Source organism: Micrococcus sp. M4NT, assembly GCF_033790745.1.
Classification (GTDB): Bacteria; Actinomycetota; Actinomycetes; order Actinomycetales; family Micrococcaceae; genus Micrococcus.
The window spans coordinates 99,392-114,167 of record NZ_JAMYEH010000009.1 but is presented as its reverse complement, the minus strand read 5'-3'; the positions used below and the strand labels follow the sequence as shown (position 1 = coordinate 114,167).

The 14,776-nt window shown below is 73.3% G+C and carries 14 protein-coding genes; 5 read left to right on the top strand and 9 right to left on the bottom strand.

Features of this window, described 5'->3' with window-relative positions; translation table 11 throughout:
* Positions 1–187 precede the first annotated feature (187 nt).
* Together NJC10_RS07905 and radA are read left to right on the top strand one after the other, a co-directional pair.
* Positions 188–1,357: an FUSC family protein gene (locus NJC10_RS07905; protein ID WP_248117838.1), complete on the top strand. Its 1,170-nt coding sequence runs from the start codon at positions 188–190 to the stop codon at positions 1,355–1,357.
* A gap of 48 nt (positions 1,358–1,405) precedes the next feature.
* Complete coding sequence (radA, locus tag NJC10_RS07900; protein WP_248117836.1) at positions 1,406–2,845, top strand: DNA repair protein RadA; 1,440 nt, start codon at positions 1,406–1,408, stop codon at positions 2,843–2,845.
* Positions 2,846–2,867: 22 nt separating this feature from the next.
* Here the strand turns inward: radA and NJC10_RS07895 are convergent, their stop codons facing one another.
* A complete protein-coding gene (locus NJC10_RS07895; RefSeq protein ID WP_319075742.1) occupies positions 2,868–3,821 on the bottom strand; it encodes a hypothetical protein in 954 nt (317 codons plus the stop codon).
* A gap of 42 nt (positions 3,822–3,863) precedes the next feature.
* Between NJC10_RS07895 and NJC10_RS07890 the strand changes: the two genes are divergently transcribed.
* On the top strand, positions 3,864–4,793 hold the full coding sequence (locus NJC10_RS07890; protein WP_319075741.1) for an A/G-specific adenine glycosylase: 930 nt from the start codon (positions 3,864–3,866) through the stop codon (positions 4,791–4,793).
* A gap of 24 nt (positions 4,794–4,817) precedes the next feature.
* Here the strand turns inward: NJC10_RS07890 and NJC10_RS07885 are convergent, their stop codons facing one another.
* The 8 genes from NJC10_RS07885 to NJC10_RS07850 all read right to left on the bottom strand — a co-directional run bounded on the left by NJC10_RS07885 (position 4,818) and on the right by NJC10_RS07850 (position 12,235).
* Positions 4,818–5,333 (bottom strand): amino-acid N-acetyltransferase, encoded by a 516-nt coding sequence (locus tag NJC10_RS07885; RefSeq protein WP_319075740.1) that lies wholly within the window; start codon positions 5,331–5,333, stop codon positions 4,818–4,820.
* 73 nt (positions 5,334–5,406) lie between these two features.
* Positions 5,407–5,598, bottom strand: a complete 192-nt coding sequence (locus tag NJC10_RS07880) for an antitoxin (protein WP_298710655.1) — start codon at positions 5,596–5,598, stop codon at positions 5,407–5,409.
* Positions 5,599–5,780: 182 nt separating this feature from the next.
* Positions 5,781–5,984 carry a CsbD family protein gene (locus NJC10_RS07875; protein WP_298710658.1) on the bottom strand — a complete coding sequence of 68 codons (204 nt, stop codon included), beginning with the start codon at positions 5,982–5,984 and terminating at the stop codon, positions 5,781–5,783.
* A 251-nt stretch (positions 5,985–6,235) separates the two neighbouring features.
* On the bottom strand, positions 6,236–8,779 hold the full coding sequence (locus NJC10_RS07870) for an ATP-dependent Clp protease ATP-binding subunit (protein ID WP_248117824.1): 2,544 nt from the start codon (positions 8,777–8,779) through the stop codon (positions 6,236–6,238).
* 158 nt (positions 8,780–8,937) lie between these two features.
* Complete coding sequence (locus NJC10_RS07865; protein ID WP_404464009.1) at positions 8,938–9,213, bottom strand: Lsr2 family protein; 276 nt, start codon at positions 9,211–9,213, stop codon at positions 8,938–8,940.
* A gap of 268 nt (positions 9,214–9,481) precedes the next feature.
* Positions 9,482–9,694: a hypothetical protein gene (locus tag NJC10_RS07860; RefSeq protein ID WP_319075737.1), complete on the bottom strand. Its 213-nt coding sequence runs from the start codon at positions 9,692–9,694 to the stop codon at positions 9,482–9,484.
* Positions 9,695–9,697: 3 nt separating this feature from the next.
* A complete protein-coding gene (gene lysS / locus NJC10_RS07855) occupies positions 9,698–11,224 on the bottom strand; it encodes a lysine--tRNA ligase (protein ID WP_319075736.1) in 1,527 nt (508 codons plus the stop codon).
* A 21-nt stretch (positions 11,225–11,245) separates the two neighbouring features.
* Positions 11,246–12,235 (bottom strand): D-glycerate dehydrogenase, encoded by a 990-nt coding sequence (locus NJC10_RS07850; protein ID WP_319075734.1) that lies wholly within the window; start codon positions 12,233–12,235, stop codon positions 11,246–11,248.
* Positions 12,236–12,361: 126 nt separating this feature from the next.
* Here NJC10_RS07850 and NJC10_RS07845 point away from each other — a divergent pair, with 126 nt between their 5' ends.
* Together NJC10_RS07845 and NJC10_RS07840 are read left to right on the top strand one after the other, a co-directional pair.
* The gene (locus NJC10_RS07845) at positions 12,362–14,266 is read left to right on the top strand and encodes an MDR family MFS transporter (protein WP_319075733.1); all 1,905 of its coding nucleotides are present in this window, start codon (positions 12,362–12,364) and stop codon (positions 14,264–14,266) included.
* Positions 14,259–14,738 carry a MarR family winged helix-turn-helix transcriptional regulator gene (locus NJC10_RS07840; protein WP_248117812.1) on the top strand — a complete coding sequence of 160 codons (480 nt, stop codon included), beginning with the start codon at positions 14,259–14,261 and terminating at the stop codon, positions 14,736–14,738. Before NJC10_RS07845 ends, NJC10_RS07840 begins: the two co-directional genes overlap by 8 nt.
* Positions 14,739–14,776: the final 38 nt, after the last annotated feature.

Sequence of the window (14,776 nt, the reverse complement as noted above, 5' to 3'; positions counted from 1 at the left end):
TGCCGGCAGGAGCCGGAGTTCCGGGACCTGCACCGTCGCTGACGTTAGGGGCCCGAAGTGAATCCACAGCCCGCCGGAGGTGAACACGGGGTGAACGCGTGCGTCCGAGCGCGCCCAGGGGCGTGTCGTCGGTCACTCCGCGACCCGCGCGGCCCCCCTGCGGGTCGCGCGGCATAGGGTGTGCGGCATGACGGAGCGCTTCGCCACCGCGACGGGGACCCTGCCCGCCGTGCCTCCGGCGACCCGGCGGGGACGGGTCGGGGTGTTCGTGCGCCGCCGCGCCCGGTCGGGCTGGGCCCGCGTGCGCTCCTCGGCCTCGCACGCCGCTCTCATCGCGCTGTGCGCCGTGGGCGCGTACGCGTTCGCCGAGACCGTGCTCGGCCATGACCAGCCCCTCTTCGCCTCCACCGCCCTGCTCATCGCGCTCGGCTTCAACCGCGAGCCGAAGGTGCGGAAGGTGGCCGAGGTGGCGGTCGGCTGCACGCTGGGCATCCTCATCGGGGACCTCCTCATGCTCGGGCTGGGCCGCGGCCTGTGGCAGGCCGCCGTCGTGGTGTTCGTCTCCGTGATGGTGGCCCGCTTCCTCGACTCGGGCTCCACCTTCACCATGCAGATGTCCCTGCAGTCCGTCCTGGTGGTGCTCCTGCCCATCGGCGAGGGCGGCCCCTTCGCCCGCAGCGGGGACGCACTCGTGGGCGGCGCGCTGGCGCTCGTGGTCACGTTCCTCTCCCCGCAGGACGCGCGCCGCGGCACCGTGCATCAGCTCCAGGGGCTCTTCGACGCCGTGGCCACGGTGCTGCGCGACCTCTCGAGGAGCCTGCGGGAGGAGGACTCCCGGGCGGCGTGGATGGCGCTCGTGGCATGCCGCGGCACGCACTCCACCCTGGAGGAGGTCCGCAAGGAGCTGAAGGTGGCCGAGGAGCAGGCCACCTTCAATCCCCTGCAGCGCTCCTCCCGCTCGTTCGTGGAGGACGTCTCCAACGCCGCGGACCGCTCCGACCTCGCGGTGCGCTCCCTGCGGATCGTCGCGCGGCGCGTGGTGACCGCGCTGGACTCGGGCTCGTTCGACGACGAGCACCGCGAGCGGCTGGCGGCGTGGTTCGACGAGGCGGCGGACGCCGTCGACGTGCTGCACCGCTCCCTCGTGGAGCCGCAGGAAGAGGGCCGCCATCGCTCTCTCTCGGGCGCCCGGGACGCGCTCGGTGCCGCGGCCGCCCGCCTCGACCCGGCGCAGCTCGGCGGGGGCTCGATCCACGGCGAGGCCCTCGTGATGTTGCTGCGCCCGATGATGGTGGACCTCATCGAGGCCACGGGGGCGTCGCACCAGGCGGCCGTGGGGTACCTGCCCCGGGTCTGAGCGCCGGCGGGGCCAAGCGCGTCCGGGGGCCGTCCTAGAGTGATCGGCATGGCCACGAAGACCCCCGCCAAGCGCGCCCCCGGATACCGCTGCACCGAGTGCGGCTGGACCAGCGTGACGTGGGTGGGCCGCTGCGGGGAGTGCCAGGCGTGGGGCACGGTCGAGGAGGCCGGGGGCGCCTCGACGACGGGCCGCACCCGCGCGTCCACGGTCGCCTCTCCCGCCCCGCGGATCGCAGAGGTGGACGCCTCCGCGGCGTCGTTCCGCTCCACCGGGGTGCGCGAACTGGACCGCGTGCTCGGCGGCGGGCTCGTGCCGGGTGCGGTGATCCTCCTGGCCGGCGAGCCGGGGATCGGCAAGTCCACGCTCCTGCTGGACGTGGCGGCGCAGACGGCCCGGGGTGCGGACGCGGGCGGCGAGGGGGGCGGTGCGGCCGAGCCCCGCACCGTGCTGTACCTGACGGGCGAGGAGTCCGCGGCGCAGGTGCGCATGCGGGGAGACCGGATCGGGGCCCTCGCCGAGACCCTGCACCTCGCCGCGGAGACCGACCTCGGGCGCGCGCTCGGGCAGATCGAGCGGATCAGGCCCTCCCTCGTGATCGTGGACTCGGTGCAGACCCTGCAGTCCGCGGAGGTGGACGGCGTGGCCGGCGGCGTCACCCAGGTGCGGGAGGTGGCCGCGAGCCTCATCCGCACGGCCAAGGAGGAGGGCATCACCACCATCCTCGTGGGGCATGTGACCAAGGACGGCACGATCGCCGGGCCCCGCCTCCTGGAGCACCTCGTGGACGTGGTGTGCCAGTTCGAGGGGGACCGCCACTCGCGGCTGCGGCTGGTGCGCGCCGTGAAGAACCGCTTCGGCCCCACGGACGAGGTGGGCTGCTTCGACCTGCGCGAGGACGGGATCGAGTCCCTCGACGACCCCTCGGGCCTCTTCCTCTCGGGCGTCTCTGACCCCGTGGAGGGCACGTGCGTCACAGTCACCCTCGAGGGGAGGCGCCCGCTCGTGGCCGAGGTGCAGTCCCTCCTCACCCCCTCGGCCGGCGGGAGCCCCCGGCGCACCGTGTCCGGCGTGGACGCCGCACGCGTGAACATGCTCCTGGCCGTGCTGCAGCGCCGGGCCCGCTTCGCCCTCGCCCAGGACGACTGCTACGTGGCGACCGTGGGCGGCGTGCGCCTCTCCGAGCCGGCCTCGGACCTCGCGGTGGCCGTGGCCGTGGCCTCGGCCAAGCTGGGAGCACCCGTGCCCCAGGGGATGATCGCCGTCGGCGAGCTCGGCCTCGCCGGCGAGGTCCGTCCCGTGCCCGGCGTGGGCCGGCGCGTGCGCGAGGCCGCCCGCCTCGGCTTCACGCGCGCGCTCGTGCCCCGCTCACCCGAGCCGCTCGGGGAGATCCCCGCCGGGTTCACGGTGGCCGAGGTCAGCTCCCTCAGCGAGGCCCTCGGCACCATCCCCTCGTGGACGGGCGGGGCCCCCGCGCGGCAGGACTGAGCCGGACCGCGCGGCTCGGGTCTCAGCGCGACGGCGTGGCGGTCGCCGAGGACGTGGCTCCCGCCGAGGACGCGGCCGGGCGCCCCGAGGCCGGCGGCGAAGGAGGACGCGTGGTCGGCGTCGGGAGCGCCGAGGTCGTGGGCGAGCTCGCCGGAGCCCGGCCGGACGGGGAGGAGACCGTGCCGGAGGGTGCCGCGGACGGCGCCGGGAGCGGAGTGCTCGAGTCCGACGGGGAGGGCGAGGCCGAGGCGGAGGTGCTTGGCCGCACCTGGAACGAGACCGGTCGGGACGTCAGGTCGCCCAGCGCCACCGTGAGGAAGTGCTCCCCCGGGGCGGGGTCCGCGCCGGGCGTCCCGCAGGCCGACGGCGAGCGCCGCACGTCCCAGCGGTACACCGCCGACTGCTCCTCGTGGGGGTCGAGCAGCATGTCCTGATGCGTCGGCTCCTGCTGGCACACGCGCGTGCTGAAGACGTCCGCTCCTGCGGCGTCGCGCACCGTGAACTCCTGCTGGGCCGTGCCCACGTCCAGCTTGCAGGGCGTGGAGGAGAGGTTGGTGATGCCCAGGCGCAGCTGCGCCTCGTCGCCGGGGTGGTAGCGCCCCTCGTCCACCGCCGCCGCGAGCCGCAGGTCCGAGGGCTCGCAGGCGGTGGCGCTCGCGAGGGCCGGATCGGGCGTGGGGGACGCGCTCGCAGCGTCGGACGGCGGTGCCGAGCTCGCCTCCGTGGGCGAGGCGGCGGCGGAGCTGGACTCGGCCGGCGCGGACGACGACGGCGCCGGGCTCTGCGACGAGGATGCGGCGTCCGACGCGGCGGGCTCGCCGCCTCCCTCCCCGGAGCCGCGTCCGATCAGCGCGCCCACGGCCACCGCCGCCATCAGGAGGGTGAGCAGCAGGGCCGCCCCCACCACGAGGCGCCGGCGGCGGTACACGGCGGCGGACGGCTTCGGTCGCGGGGCGTCGGAGGGGTGGGAGGGCATGCGTTCCAGGGTAGGCCGCGGCGCCGTCCTAGAGTGGACGCCATGCCCAGCCACACCCCGCAGACCGCGCCGGTCGCCGACCCGGCAGGGCTCCATGCGGCCGTGCTGGACTGGTTCGCGCAGCATGCCCGGGACCTGCCGTGGCGGGACCCGGACTGCCCGCCGTGGGGCGTGCTCGTCTCCGAGATCATGCTCCAGCAGACACCCGTGGTGCGCGTGCTCCCGCGGTGGCGGGCGTGGATGGAGCGCTGGCCCACGCCGGCAGACCTCGCCGCCGCCCCCACCGCGGACGTGCTCACCGCGTGGGACCGGCTCGGCTACCCGCGGCGGGCGCTGCGGCTGCAGGAGGCGGCGCGCGCCGTCGTCGAGCGCCACGGCGGCGGCGTGCCCGCGGACCCCGTCGCGCTCCGGGCCCTGCCCGGTGTGGGCGAGTACACGGCCGCGGCGGTCTCCAGCTTCGCGTTCGGCATCCCGGAGACCGTGGTGGACACCAACGTGCGGCGGGTGTTCGCCCGCGCGGTGGGCGGCACCGCCCTGCCGCCGAAGGCCCTGACCCGCGCCGAGATGCGCCTGGCAGGCGCCCTCATGCCCGCCGATCCCGACGACGCGAACCGGTGGAACGCCGCCGTCATGGAGCTGGGCGCCCTCGTGTGCACGGCCCGCTCGCCCGCATGTGAGCGCTGCCCGCTGCTGGAGCGGTGCGCGTGGGTGGCCGCCGGCTCGCCCGCGCCGCAGATCGCGCCGAAGGGGCAGGCGTGGGCGGGCACGGACCGCCAGGTGCGGGGCGCCGTGATGGCCGCCCTGCGCGCCGACGGGCGGCTCCCCCCGGACGCGGTGCGCGAGCGGGCCGCCGCCGTCGGACGCCTGGGCGCACACGCCCCCACGGACGAGCAGTGGGAGCGGTGCGTCGCCGGGCTCGTGCGGGACGGGCTCGCCGTGGCGGACGACGACGGCGCCCTCCGGTTCCCCTAGGGCGCCCGCCCGGGCCGAGACCCCTCAGAGCGCGCGGATCATGCGCGTGTTGCCGAGCGTGTTCGGCTTCACGCGGGCCAGGTCGAGGAACTCGGCCACGCCCTCGTCCGTGGAGCGCAGCAGCTCGGCGTACACCTCGGGGTCCACCGCGCTCTGGTCAGCCATGACCTCGAAGCCGTGCCGGCGGAAGAACTCCACCTCGAAGGTGAGGCAGAAGACCCGGGACACGCCGATCCCCCGCGCCCGCTCGAGGAGGGCGCCGAGCAGGCGGTGGCCCACGCCCGCGCCGCGGAAGCCGTCCGCGACCGCGAGGGTGCGCACCTCGGCCAGGTCCTGCCACATCACGTGCAGGGCCCCGAACCCGGCGAGGGCTCCCGCCTCGTCCTCGACCACCAGGAACTCCTGGATGGCCTCGTAGTACGCCACCGCCTCCTTCTGCAGGAGGACGCGCTCCTCGGCGAGGGGCTGCACCAGGGCCTGGATGGCGGGCACGTCCTGCGTGCGCGCGGGGCGCAGGGTCAGCTGGGGGTCGGCGGGCATGGGGTCCAGTCTAGGACGCACGTCGGCCCCCGCCCGGGAGTCCCGGGTGGAGGCCGACGCGGAGCGGAGGAGCTCAGGCGGGGGTGCCGCCGGACTGCTCCTCGGAGTCGTTCAGGAACTTCTCCTGGGCGCCGTCGACGCCCTTGTTCACCAGGCCCGCGTGCTCGCCGAGCTTGTCGGCGTGCTGCTCCTGGGCGCCGTCCACGGCGCTGTTGACCTTGTCGGAGTGCTGGTTGGCGAGGTCGCCGATCTTGTTCATGTCCATGGTGTTCTCCTTCGGGATGAGCCCGACGGGCGAGTGCCCGTCAGTGATCTGTCGTGGCCGAGTCAGAGGTCGCCGTCGGTCTGCACGGTGGCGGCGCTCTGGCTCAGCACCTGCTCCTGCACGGCGTCGATCGTCGAATCGGTGTCGGAGTGCGGCGCGGACAGGCTGACCGCCGGATCGCGTCAGCGACCGTCGGTCAGGCCGTCCTTGATGCCCTGGGCGGCACCCTTGAGCTTGTCGCCCGCATCCTGCACGGCACCCTTGGCGTCGGCGGCGGTGGACTGCGTGGTGCCCTCGGCGCGCATCTCGTCGTCACCGGAGACCTTGCCGAGGCCCTCCTTGGCCTTGCCCGCCACCTTGTCCATCGAGTTCTGGATGTCAGCCATGTGTCTGCTCCTCCTGGTCATCCTGCCGGCCGGCCGCCTCATGCGACGCGCCCTGTGATCAGCCAGTCAACGGGGTGGCACAGAACGGGTCAAGAGGTCCCGACCGACTCTCCGGAAGCCCACAGGAAGGACCGCCGCGGTCCGAGGCGGCGCCGGCGGCCCCGTCCGAGCCCCCGCACGCCGACGGCCGCCCCCGCGCGTGCGAGGGCGGCCGTCGTCGTGGCGCCCGCGGACGGCGCCGGAGGACCGGGTCAGTCCGTGCCGGTGGAGCCGAGGCCGGCCTCGAGCGCGGCCAGCTCCTCGCCGTCGAGCGCGGCGCGGCCGCCGGTGAACTCGAAGGTCAGCTCGGCGGACTCCCCCTCGCCGGTCACCCCCACGTGGATCGTGGAGCCGGCCGGGATCTCGCCGAAGAGGATCTTCTCCGAGAGCTGGTCCTCCACCATCTGCTGGATGGTGCGGCGCAGCGGGCGGGCACCCATGGCCGGGTCGTAGCCTCGCTCGGCGAGCAGGTCCTTCGCCGCCTGGGAGAGCTCCACGGTGAGGCCCTTCTCGTCCAGGCGCTTCTGCAGCCGGGCCACGAAGAGGTCCACGATCTGGACGATCTCCTCCTTCTTCAGCTGCGGGAAGACGATGACGTCGTCCACCCGGTTGAGGAACTCGGGGCGGAAGTGCTGGCGCAGCTCCTCGCGGACCTTGCCCTTCATCCGCTCGTACCCGGTGGAGGTGTCCGCGCTGGACTGGAAGCCCGTCATGACGCCCTTGGAGATGTCCCGGGTGCCCAGGTTGGTGGTCATGATGATCACGGTGTTCTTGAAGTCCACCACGCGGCCCTGCGAGTCGGTCAGGCGGCCGTCCTCGAGGATCTGCAGCAGCGAGTTGAAGAGGTCCGCGTGGGCCTTCTCCACCTCGTCGAACAGCACCACGGAGAACGGACGGCGCCGCACCTTCTCGGTCAGCTGGCCGCCCTCCTCGTAGCCCACGTAGCCGGGAGGGGCGCCGAAGAGGCGCGAGACGGTGTGCTTCTCCTGGAACTCGGACATGTCCAGGGTGATGAGCGCGTCCTCGTCCCCGAAGAGGAACTCGGCGAGGGACTTGGCCAGCTCCGTCTTGCCCACGCCCGTGGGGCCGGCGAAGATGAACGACCCCGAGGGGCGGTTCGGGTCCTTCAGGCCGGCGCGGGTGCGGCGGATCGCGCGGGACAGGGACTTGATGGCCTCGTCCTGGCCGATGACGCGCTGGTGGAGCTCGGCCTCCATGTTCTTGAGGCGGTCGGTCTCCTCCTCGGTCAGCTTGAACACGGGGATGCCGGTGGACTTGGAGAGCACCTCGGCGATGAGGTCCTCGTCCACCGTGGCGACGTCGGCGTCGGCGCCGGTGCGCCACGCCTCCTCCTTCTGCCTCCGCTCGTCCTCGAGCTGCTGCTCCTGGTCCCGCAGGCGGGCCGCGCCCTCGAAGTCCTGGCCGTCGATGGCGGCCTCCTTCTGGGTGCGCACCTCCGCGATCCGGGACTCGTAGGCCTTGATCTCCGGCGGCACGGTCATGCGGCGGATGCGCAGGCGCGCGCCGGCCTCGTCGATCAGGTCGATCGCCTTGTCCGGCAGATGGCGGTCCGAGACGTAGCGGTCCGCGAGGGTGGCGGCGGCCGAGAGCGCGCCGTCGGTGATCGAGACCTTGTGGTGCGCCTCGTAGCGGTCCCGCAGTCCGCGCAGGATCTCGGTGGCGTCCGCGACGGACGGCTCGGGGACCTGGATGGGCTGGAAGCGGCGCTCGAGCGCGGCGTCCTTCTCGATGTGCTTGCGGTACTCGTCCAGCGTGGTGGCGCCGATGGTCTGCAGCTCGCCGCGGGCCAGCATCGGCTTGAGGATGCTGGCGGCGTCGATCGCGCCCTCCGCGGCGCCCGCGCCGACGAGGGTGTGGATCTCGTCGATGAACAGGATGATGTCGCCGCGGGTGCGGATCTCCTTGAGCACCTTCTTGAGGCGCTCCTCGAAGTCGCCGCGGTAGCGCGAGCCCGCCACGAGGGAGCCGAGGTCCAGCGAGTAGAGCTGCTTGTCCTTGAGGGTCTCCGGGACGTCGCCGCGCTCGATCGCCTGGGCCAGGCCCTCGACGACGGCGGTCTTGCCGACGCCGGGCTCGCCGATCAGCACCGGGTTGTTCTTGGTGCGGCGGGAGAGCACCTGCATGACCCGCTCCATCTCGCCGGCGCGGCCGATCACCGGGTCCAGCTTGCCGTCGTGCGCGGCGGCGGTGAGGTTGCGGCCGAACTGGTCCAGCACGACGGAGCCGGCGTTCTGGCCGGCGTCGCTGCCCGCGCCCACGCCGGCGCCCGCGGTCTCCTTGCCGCCCTGGGCGCCGCCCTGGTAGCCGGAGAGGAGCTGGATGACGGTCTGGCGCACGCGGTTGAGGTCCGCGCCGAGCTTCACGAGGACCTGGGCGGCGACGCCCTCGCCCTCGCGGATCAGGCCGAGCAGGATGTGCTCCGTGCCGATGTAGTTGTGGCCCAGCTGCAGGGCCTCGCGCAGCGACAGCTCGAGCACCTTCTTGGCGCGCGGGGTGAAGGGGATGTGGCCGGGCGGGTTCTGCTGCCCCTGGCCGATGTCCTCCTGGACCTTCTCGCGGACGGCGCCCAGGGAGATGTCCATGGACTCCAGCGCCTTGGCGGCGACGCCCTCACCCTCGTGGATGAGCCCGAGCAGGATGTGCTCGGTGCCGATGTAGCTGTGGTTCAGCATGCGCGCCTCTTCCTGGGCGAGCACCACGACGCGCCGGGCGCGGTCGGTGAATCTCTCGAACATGGGGCACACTCCTCGTCTGGTCGAGCACGACACTACGCACCGCGGGAACGCCGACGGGCGGCTGTTCGCCCCTGGGAGAAGCGAGACGGCCGCCCGTCGTCGTCGGGTCCGGCGCCGCGTGCGCGGGGGCCGGGTCGCGGTTCACCGCGGGATGCGGATCACTTGCGCTTCGAGTTGCGGTAGGCCTCCACGACGTCGCGGTGGAGGCGACCGCGGCTGGAGACCTCGTAGCCGTTGTCCGCAGCCCACTTGCGGATCTCCGCGGCCTCGACCTTGGGCGACGGCGGGGCCACCGCCCGGCCCTTCTTCATGTAGGGCTTCAGGAAGTCGCGCAGCTCGCGAGCGTGCTCCTCCGAGAGGTCCACCTCGTAGTTGCGCCCGTCCAGGGCGAAGTTCACGGTCTCCACTGCGGCCGAACCATCGAGATCATCCACGAGAACTACTTCTACCTTCTGTGCCATTGCCGATTCCCACTTCCTGATCGCTTGCTCTCGTGCATCCGACACCGGATTCAGCCATCCGCCGGGATGTTCCGCCGACGATGGGGACACGCCTCCGGGCACGCGAGATGGCAATAACAATAGCCCAAGCCGACGGGTCGGCCTCGCCCATTGTCCGGATTCATGGCGGACGCCCAGGGAGTGGGATTCTCGGGCAGGAAATGTCGATGCGCGGTGGTGGGAGCCACGGCAGGCGCCGCGCTCAGCGCGGCGGGTCGCACCGCCGGCGGGCGGCCCACTCGGCGGCCTCCTGCTCCTCGCGCGCCGCACGGGCATCACGTCCGGCCACGCGCCGGGCCATGGTCTCGCGCTCCGCGGAGTCGGCCCGCAGGAGCGAGCGCATGACGAGCCAGAAGATCAGCGCGAGCCCCACCGACGGGGCGAGGACCGAGAAATACTCCCAGAAGACCTCCACGGGTCAGGCCTCCGGCTTCAGCAGCGGGAAGAGGATGGTCTCCCGGATTCCCGCGTCCGTGAAGAGCATCACCAGGCGGTCGATTCCCAGACCGATTCCGCCCATCGGCGGAGCGCCGTATTCGAGGGCCCGGAGGAAGTCCTCGTCCAGCTGCATGGCCTCGTCGTCGCCGGCGGCGGCCTTGAGGGACTGCGCGGTGAGGCGCTCCCGCTGGACCACGGGGTCGATCAGCTCGGAGAACGCGGTGCCGCGCTCCATGCCGCCGATGATCAGGTCCCACGCCTCGATCACACGGTCGTCGTCCCGGTGGGGCCGGGCCAGCGGCTGGGCTGCCGGCGGATAGTCGTACACGAACGTGGGGTTCATCAGGGTGGGCTCCACGATCTCGCCGAAGAGCTCGATCACCAGCTTCTGGGCGTCCCACTTCGGGTCCACCTTGACCGCGTGCTCCGCGGCGATCGCGCGCAGGGTCTCGGCGTCGGTCTCCGGGGTGACCTCCCGGCCCACGGCCTCGGACAGGCCCGGGTACACGGAGACCCACGCCCACTCGCCGTCGAGGTCGATGACGCCCTTGGCGGTCTCGAGGCGCCGGCCGGCGCCCACGGCGTCCGCGGCGTTGAGGATGATCTCCTGCATGCGCTCGGCCATCACGTGCATGTCCGCCCACGCCTCATAGGACTCGAGGGTGGTGAACTCAGGGGAGTGCGTGGAGTCCACGCCCTCGTTGCGGAACACCCGGCCGATCTCGTAGACGCGCTCGATCCCGCCGACCACGGCGCGCTTGAGGTAGAGCTCGGTGGCGATGCGCAGCGTCATCGGCTGGTCGAACGCGTTGAGGTGCGTCTCGAACGGGCGGGCCTGGGCGCCGCCGTGGACGAGCTGGAGCATGGGGGTCTCCACCTCCACGTAGCCGTGGCCCTCGAGCGTGCGGCGCACGGCGGCCGTGACCTTGGCGCGCCGGTAGACCATCTCGCGGGCCTCGTCGCGCACGATCAGGTCCGCGTAGCGCTGGCGCACGCGGGTCTCCTCGTTGAGGTCGGCGTGCAGCACGGGCAGCGGACGCAGCGCCTTCGAGGCCATCTCCCATGCGGTGGCCTGGATGGACAGCTCGCCGCGGCGCGAGACGATCACGCGCCCGGTGACGGAGAGGAAGTCGCCGAGGTCCACGGCCTTCTTCCACTCGGCCAGGGACTCCTCGCCCACCTCGGCCAGGGACACCATGACCTGCAGGCGCACGGCCGCGCCGGCCTCCCCGGTCTCCTGCAGCGTGGCGAAGCACAGCTTGCCCGTGTTGCGCAGGAACACCACGCGGCCGGTGACGGAGACCTCGGGTCCCTCCTCCCACCCGGCCTCGTGCTTGCCGTCGAACTCGGCCCGGACGGCGGCGAGGGAGTGCGTGCGAGGCACCTGGACCGGGTAGGCCTCGCGGCCCGCGGCCAGCAGCTGCTCGCGCTTGGCGGCGCGGACGGCCTGCTGGTCGTGGTGGTCGACGGCGGCGGGCTGCGAGGGCGTGGAGTTCTGGGAGGTCACAGTCGTCCAGTCTACTGTCGCTCAGCGGCGCGCCTCCGGGTTCACGAGCGCCGGGATCTCACCGCCCGTGGCCATGCCGATGGCGTTGCGCGCGGTCAGCTCCGCCATCGCGGCGCGCGTGCCCCGCGTGGCGGACCCCAGGTGGGGCAGGAGCATGACGTTGCTCAGGTCCGCGAGGCCCTCGGCCATGGCCGGCTCCTCCTCGTACACGTCGAACCCGGCGCCGAAGAGCCGGCCCTCGCGCAGGGCCGCCACGAGCGCCGCCTCGTCCACCGCGGGGCCGCGGGCGGTGTTGATCAGCACCGCGTCGTCCTTCATCCGCCGCAGCACGTCCGCGTCCACGAGGTGCCGGGTGTCCTCGGTCAGGGGGACGTGCAGGGAGAGGTAGTCGGAGCGCTCCACGAGCTCCTCCCAGCGGACCTGCTCCACCTTCCCGGCGAACTCCCCGAGCTCGGCGAAGGAGACCTCGCGATGGGCCGGGGGGCGCGGCGCGAAGAGCACGTCCATGCCGAGGGCCAGGCCGCGGCGCGCGACGGCGCGGCCGATCCGGCCGAAGCCGGCCAGGCCGAGGGTCGCTCCGGCCACGTCCTTGCCCACGAGCAGGTCGGCACGCCAGCCCTCGAACCGGCCGCCGCGCATCATGGCCTCACCCTCCACGGCGCGGCGGGCCACGCCCAGGAGCAGGAGCAGGGCGATGTCCGCCGTCGCCTCGGTGAGCACATCCGGGGTGTTCCCGACGGCGATCCCCGCCTCGGTGGCGGCGGCGACGTCGATGTTGTTGTGCCCGACGGCGTAGTTGGCGATGCCCTTGACCTTCGCGTCGGCGAGCACCTCCGCCGTGAACTTCTGGTCGAGCGCGGCCACGACCACGTCGTAGTCCCCGGAGGCGCACAGCCGGGCGAGGGCCTCGTCCCCGCCGACGTCGGCGCCGTCCACCACCTCGCCGGCGTCGCGGAGCATGCCCAGTCCGGGCTCGGGCAGGGCGGTCATCATCAGGAAGCGGGGGCTCATGGGGTGCTCACTCTCGACTCGGGGGACGTGACCAGGCTAACCGCGCGAGGAGGCCCGCGCCCGGCGCCCGGCCTCTATACTTGACACAAGTCAATCATTGTCATCGGTCAACCATCGAAGGATCCCATGACCTCCACCTCCGTCTCGTCCCCCGAGGCCGCGCCGACCACGGGCGGCCCCTCCCTGGGCCAGGCCGCGGCCGACGCCGCCCAGCACCGCGTCGTCCTGCGGGCCCTCACCGGCCTGCTCCTCGGCATGTTCGTCTCCATGATCGCCAACACGGTGGTCTCCACGTCGATGCCGGTGATCATCAGCGACATCGGCGGCGGCCAGAACGCCTACACGTGGGTGATCACCTCGGCCCTGCTGGCCACCGCGATCGCCACCCCCATCTGGGGCAAGCTCGCCGACCTCGTGAACCGCAAGGTCCTCTTCCAGCTCGCCCTCGTCATCTTCGTCGCCGCCTCCGCGGCGGCGGGCTTCACCACCGACCCCGCGTTCCTGATCGCCTGCCGCGTGGTCCAGGGCCTGGGCGGCGGCGGCCTGGCCGCGCTCAGCCAGGTCATCATGGCGGACATCATCAGCCCGCGTGAGCGCGGCAAGTACATGGGCCTGTTCGGCGCGGTGATGGCCGTGGCCACCGTCGGCGGCCCGCTCGCCGGCGGCCTCATCACCGACGCGTGGGGCTGGCGCTGGAACTTCTTCGTGGCCGTGCCCTTCGCCGTCCTCGCGCTCGTCATGGTCCAGCGCACCCTGCACCTGCCGCCCCGCGAGCGGCGCACGGTCTCGATGGACTACCTGGGCATCGTGTTCCTCTCCGTCGCCACCGCGCTGCTGCTGATCTGGGTCACCAACGCGGGCCACCAGTTCGAATGGGCGAGCGCCACCACCGCGTGGATGCTGGCCGGCGCCGCCGTCGCCACGGCCTTGTTCGTGGCGACAGAGCTGAAGGTGTCCGAGCCGCTCATCCCGCTCACGCTCTTCCGCGACCGCACCTTCACCCTCGCGACGGTCGCCTCGATCGCCACGGGCCTCGCCATGTTCGGGGCCTCGGTCTACCTGGCGCAGTACATGCAGCTGGCCCGCGGCGCCACCCCCACGCAGGCCGGCCTCATGACGATCCCCATGATCGCGGGCCTGCTGGTCTCCTCGACCGTCATCGGCGGCCTCATCACCCGCACCGGCGTGTGGAAGCGCTGGCTCATCGTCGGCGCGGTCCTGCTCATCGCCGGCACCGCGCTGCTGGGCACGCTCCACTACGACACCCCGTTCTGGCTGGTGTCGGTCTACATGTTCCTGCTCGGCGCCGGCGTCGGCATGACGATGCAGAACCTGGTGCTCGTCGTGCAGAACACCACCGACCCCCGCCAGATGGGCGTCGCCAGCTCCGGCGTCACCTTCTTCCGCTCCCTGGGCGGCAGCATCGGCGTCGCCGTCATGGGCGCCGTGGTGGCCAACGTGGTGCCCACGCAGCTCGACGAGCGCCGCGCGGACATCGGCGCGGCCCTGCAGGGCCTCGGTCCGGCGGGCGCCGAGTGGGCCCAGCGCCTGCAGTCCGGCGGCCTGCCGCGCGTTGCGGAGATGCCGGACGCGCTGCGCGTCATCGTCGAGGACGTCTACGCCACCGGCATCTCCCAGGCCTTCCTCGTGGGCGTGCCGCTCGCGGTGGTGGCGCTGGCCGCGATCCTGTTCCTCCCCGACATCCCGCTGGGCCGCATGACGACGACGGAGCGCCTCGACGCCTCCCGCGCCGACCTGGCCACCGTCAGCACCGCCACGGGCATGCAGGATCTCCCCGCCACCGGCGGCATCCCCGTGGTGCCCGCGGCGCCCGCCACGACGCCGTCCGCCGCGGCCCCGGAGCGGGGCGTCACCGCTGCGGCACCGACCGCACGTCGACACGCGGCGAGGAGCTCCCGGCGCCCCGCCGCCTCCGCGCGCCGGGTGTGGCAGACGGCCGGCGGCGCGATCGCCGCGGCGGTCCTGACCGGCCTCGGCATGGTCGCGGCCCGGCGGGTCCGCCGTGGCTGAGCCCCACGCGCCCGCCGTCCAGGGGCCCGAGGGCTTCGAGGACGCCGTCCAGGAGCTGGAGGGGGCGTTCACCCACCTCGTCCGGCAGCACCGCAGGATCCTGGCCCGACAGGCCGAGGCCCTCAGCCCCGGCATGTCGCCGGGGGCGATGAAGGCGTTCGCGGCCATCTGCCACACGGGTCCGCTGACGCCGTCGGCGCTGGCCGAGCACATGCTCCTGGACCGCGCACAGGTCTCTCGCCTGACGCGAGAGCTGGAGGCGGAGGGGCTCGTGCGGCGCGAACCGGATCCGCAGGACCGGCGATCGGCCCTGCTGAGCGCCACGGACGAGGGACGCGCCCGCCTCGACGAGGTCCGCGGCGGGCCGGCCGGGGGCGGGATCCGGCAGGACCTGCGGCGGTGGGACCTCGAGGAGATCCACACCCTCACCTCCCTGCTCCTGCGCTTCGTGGACGAGCGCGAGACCCGCTGAACGGCGCGGCGCCCTCCGCCCCCCGAGCAGGGGGGCGG